This window comes from Mesorhizobium sp. M7A.F.Ca.CA.003.01.2.1, from assembly GCF_003998945.1.
Classification (GTDB): Bacteria; Pseudomonadota; Alphaproteobacteria; order Rhizobiales; family Rhizobiaceae; genus Mesorhizobium; species Mesorhizobium ciceri.
Map to the genome: position 1 here is coordinate 1 of NZ_RZRA01000449.1, position 4474 is coordinate 4474.

At 62.3% G+C, this 4474-nt stretch carries 6 protein-coding genes; 4 read left to right on the plus strand and 2 right to left on the minus strand.

What is annotated here, in order from left to right; all coding sequences use genetic code 11:
- Window positions 1-30: 30 nt before the first annotated feature.
- The gene (locus EN969_RS18380) at window positions 31-567 is read right to left on the minus strand and encodes a L,D-transpeptidase (protein WP_181172690.1); all 537 of its coding nucleotides are present in this window, start codon (window positions 565-567) and stop codon (window positions 31-33) included.
- 144 nt (window positions 568-711) lie between these two features.
- Between EN969_RS18380 and EN969_RS18385 the strand changes: the two genes are divergently transcribed.
- The 4 genes from EN969_RS18385 (at window position 712) to EN969_RS18400 (ending at window position 4211) form a co-directional block, all read left to right on the plus strand.
- Window positions 712-1395, plus strand: coding sequence for a response regulator transcription factor (locus EN969_RS18385; RefSeq protein ID WP_013528898.1), 684 nt, complete (start codon window positions 712-714; stop codon window positions 1393-1395).
- 121 nt (window positions 1396-1516) lie between these two features.
- Complete coding sequence (locus EN969_RS18390) at window positions 1517-1972, plus strand: Crp/Fnr family transcriptional regulator (RefSeq protein ID WP_013528897.1); 456 nt, start codon at window positions 1517-1519, stop codon at window positions 1970-1972.
- Between the two features lie 214 nt (window positions 1973-2186).
- Window positions 2187-3269, plus strand: coding sequence for a glycosyltransferase family 9 protein (locus EN969_RS18395; RefSeq protein WP_082826599.1), 1083 nt, complete (start codon window positions 2187-2189; stop codon window positions 3267-3269).
- Between the two features lie 267 nt (window positions 3270-3536).
- Window positions 3537-4211: a hypothetical protein gene (locus tag EN969_RS18400; RefSeq protein ID WP_063169523.1), complete on the plus strand. Its 675-nt coding sequence runs from the start codon at window positions 3537-3539 to the stop codon at window positions 4209-4211.
- Window positions 4212-4239: 28 nt separating this feature from the next.
- On the opposite strand, the gene EN969_RS18405 is transcribed toward EN969_RS18400, so the two are convergent.
- Window positions 4240-4474 (minus strand): endonuclease/exonuclease/phosphatase family protein (locus EN969_RS18405; protein ID WP_348632396.1); only part of this gene is annotated, 235 nt, incomplete at its 5' end.

Genomic DNA, 4474 nt, shown 5'->3' on the forward strand with positions numbered 1-4474 from the left:
CCCCTACTCCCCTACTATCTTACTATCTTACTATCTTACCACCCTCACCACCGTCCGGTCCGACAGCAGCGGCAGCAGCCGCGCCATGGTTTGCGCCGTGACAGCCACGCAGCCTTGCGTCGGCGTGAAGCCGGGGCGCGCCAGATGGAAGAAGATGGCGCTGCCGCGCCCGCGCCGGCGCGGCGACAGGTTCCAGTCGAGCACCAGGCAGGCATCGTAGAGCCTGTCGTCGCGCCGCATGCGTTCGTGGCTGGCGCCATAGGGAATCCTGACCGGCCTGTTGTAGTTGCGGTCGTCAGGCACTTCGCACCAGCCCAGATCGGGCCCGATCGGCGTCATCGCCAGCCGGGTCCTGCGGCCGCTGGAGAACTGATCCCCCCGGAAATACCCCGACAGGATCCGCATCGCGGCCAGCGGCGTGGCGCCGTCGCCTTCGCGCTTGTCGGCCGAGATGCCGCCGCGCCCCAGCGCACAGGCAAACACCGTTTTCCCGGCCTGCAGCAGGCCCTGGCTTGGATGCCCAGGCCTCGCCCGCACGGTCAGCACACGCAGCCCTTTTCGCAAAATTGCGCCGGCTGCATTGCGATCGTGTTTTTTCTTGTATGATCGTGCCACGGAACAAATCACTGTGAACGGCTGTTACGCCGGTCAGCTTCCGCATAAACAGGCAGCGGTCAACTGAATTTTCTTTTCAAAACAACGGATTGATCCATGACTTCACGCACCATACTGATCGTCGACGACGATGACGACCTGCGCGGCACGCTGGTCGAGCAATTATCCCTTTACGAGGAATTCGACGTGCTGCAGGAATCGACTGCGGCAAAAGGTGTCGCCGCAGCGCGCGGCGGCCTCATCGATCTGCTCATCATGGATGTCGGGCTGCCCGACATGGATGGCCGCGAAGCGGTGAAGATCCTGCGCAAGGGCGGCTACAAGGCGCCCATCATCATGCTGACCGGTCACGACACCGATTCGGATACGATTCTTGGTCTCGAGGCCGGCGCCAACGACTATGTGACGAAGCCGTTCCGCTTCGCCGTGCTGCTGGCGCGCATTCGGGCGCAGTTGCGCCAGCATGAGCAGAGCGAGGATGCCACCTTCTCGGTCGGGCCCTATACTTTCAAGCCCAGCCAGAAACTGCTGCTCGACCCGCGCGGCGGCAAGGTGCGGCTGACGGAGAAGGAGGCCTCGATCATCAAATATCTCTATCGCGCCGACCAGAAGGTGGTGACGCGCGACGTGCTGCTCGAGGAGGTGTGGGGCTACAATTCCGGCGTCACCACGCACACGCTGGAAACCCATGTCTACCGGCTGCGCCAGAAGATCGAGCGCGATCCTTCCAATGCGGAAATTCTTGTGACAGAAAGCGGCGGCTACAAGCTGGTTCCTTAAACATTTTCATTATCCAATGAGCGGCCGGGCGGGGCCGCTTTCGGGTACGATCCAGTTGGAGGGTGGTTTGGATCGAACTCGCAGAGGAGGAGTCGGACTGTCGGTTCGGGGACATAGCTAGATGGCGCTGGATGACGACATCCGCGTTCTGTCCGCCGTGAGGCTCTTCGAGGGCTTCACGCAGGAACAACTGCGCCTGCTCGCCTTTGGCGCCGAGAACACCAGGCTGATTGCCAACCACAAGCTCTATCGCGAGGACGACGAGGCCGATTCCGCCTATATCGTTGTCAGCGGGCGCATCGTGCTCTACCGGGAGCAGAATGGTGAACGCATCCCGATTGGCACGGCAGACCCCGGCACGATCCTGAGCGAACTGGCATTGATCGCCGACACCAACCGGTTGACCAGCGCCTCGGCCGAGATCGATTCGGAAGTGATGCGCCTCAGCCGCAAGATGTTCCGCCGCATCCTGGAGGAATATCCCGAGATCGCGGTCAAGCTGCACCAGCGCATCTCGGAGGAATTTCAGGCGATGATCCGCCGCATCGAGGAACTGGCGCCGCGCTTCTCCGGCTAAATCTAGCGTACCCACGAAGCTGCTGGCTTCGCAGCCGAAGGGAGAAGTGTTTTCAACGACAGCGATGAACTGGTCGTGGCGCACTGCGGCCGTCCGGACGCCCGGATCCAGCGGCAAGGCTCCGTTGACAGGCAAGAGGTGAAATCCTAAAGCACCTCGAAGGCGGCCGGCGCAGCAGGCGCCATCACCACCAGGCTCCTGGGGGGAGCGAGCCATGCCATCAGGGCGGTACGAGACCATTATCTTGTATTCCCGCAATGACGCGTTCGGCGACGGACTGATCCGGATTCCGGCATTGCGCGCCGCCAGAACGGCATTCCCCGATAGTTTCATCGTCTACGGAACCACCCGGTCGTCATCCCTTGAACATAGCCTCAATCGCCATGCCGGCCATTTGGTCGATGCGATCAATGTGCGGACGCCGCTGGCGCGCCTGATCGCCGGTCACAGCAAGGGCAAGGGGCGATTGGCCGTCGTCGATTTCCGCATCTCGGCGCGTTGGCTGCTTCAGGCCTCGGCATCACTGCTCGGCCGCGGCATTGCCTATGAGGCAAACTTTCCGGCTTTCGCCCTTTCCTGGCGCCTGGGCCAAAGGCCTGAAGCACGACCCGGGCACAATGCCTGGCGCTACCATCGCCTCATCGAACGCCTTGCCGGCAAGCGGCTGCCTTTCGATCATCGGCTGGAGCCTAGCCCGGCCGCACGAGCGGCGGCCAGGAGCCTTGCGGACGGCAAGCATGCTCCCTTGATCATTATCGCGGCGCATGGCAGCGCCAGCAAGCGCATGTCGGCGGATCAGGTTGCCGCAATCGCCGACAGCCTGATCGCCGACGGGGTGAACCTTCTCTATGTGAAAACCCCCGGCGACGGTCCCGATATGGCTGAGCTGGCTCAGCGCGTGCCGAAGCTGCGGCTTGTCGATTCCGCCGCGATCGGAGGTGTCGATATCGGTGACATCTTGCTGGCGCTCGGCGAGTTTGCCGATCTTTACATCGGCGCCGAAGGCGGTACCGCACATCTCATGGCAACGGTGATGACGCCGATGGTTATCCTCAATGGCGGCGCCAACATGGCCCGTTGGAGGCCGCTTTCGAACTGCGTGGACGTGATCGCGACCCGCCATGCCAGCCCGACCGGCCTGGTCGCCGATGTCCCGGCGCCGACAATCATCGAAGCGGCGCAACGGATGCTGGCGACACGCCGCCGCGACCATCCCCATCTACCGGATCTCGCAGGCCTGTCAGCGCAGCAGCCCTGGGGCAACGACATGCGTGAAGACGTGAAGCGCGCCGTTTGAGTTCGAATTTATTTGGACGCGCTTCGAAGCGTGCTGGGATTCAGGTCGGGCATTTGCAGGCCGGCCTCCCCTGAACATCGGCGCCATGGTACAATGGGTTCGGTGGAGCGAAGCGCTGCAACCGTTCGATGCTGACCACCGGCACAATGCAGGCGGAGTTCTCGGCGCGGCAGAACTGGCAGCCATCGTAATGGATTAGGCATAGGTCAGCACTTCTTGATCTTTGATTCCAATGGAGTTCCTCTCAGTCCTCAATGAGAATAGCTAATGCCAGAGAACAGCGCGCCGAACACAAAGCATGGCGGCGAATGGACAATAGCCTGGCGCTTGGTCGTGGTGGCGGCGGCGGCGATTAACGTTGCGATGCTCTTGGCCGCGCTGTCCGTCGCGCAAATTCGTGGTCTGGACGCGTGGATCTTTTATCGAGATCCATCCGCAGCCGCCGGAGTCGGTTTCTATACGGGGTGGATTTCGTCCCTGGGTGCTTCGCTATGGATCGGCTCCGGCGCCGCAACCCTGTTTGCTGGCCTGCTCACGCGCCGATGGGATTGCACGTTTCTCGGCGGCCTTACCCTCCTCTTGGGCCTCGATGACCTGTTGTTGATCCATGAGGACGTGCTGCCCATTGTTGGGATACCGGAGATCGTTCCGATGATTGCCTACGCCGCCGCCGGGTTGTTCTGGTTCTTCCGGCTGCGACGGAAAACATTCGACGGCACGATCATCTTTGTGGCCGCAGGCTTCCTGCTGGCGATGTCAGCATCGATCGACCAGCTCGGAGAGCTGTTTCCTACCCCCGGTTCTGCGGCCGCCATCGCCGAGGACGTCGTCAAAGAGCTTGGCATCTTCCTCTGGGCGGCAGGTGCCGTTGGGTACGCGGCGATGGTGACACGATTGGGCCGCCCGTGGGTGGATCCAGCCGGTCCCAACTCTACAGACTGACTGCCGCACGCGGGCATTTTCGACCAGACTAGTCCAGATCGAACCGCGCGATGACAGGCACATGGTCCGACGGGCGCTCCCAGCCGCGCGCCAGACGCAGGATCTCGTAGCCGGAAAAGCTGGGCACAAGGTTCGGCGACGACCAGACGTGGTCGAGGCGGCGGCCGCGATTGGACAGCTCCCAATCCTGCGCGCGATAGCTCCACCAGGTGTAGAGCTTCTGCTCATCCGGCACGTTGAGCCGCATCAGGTCGGCCCAGTTG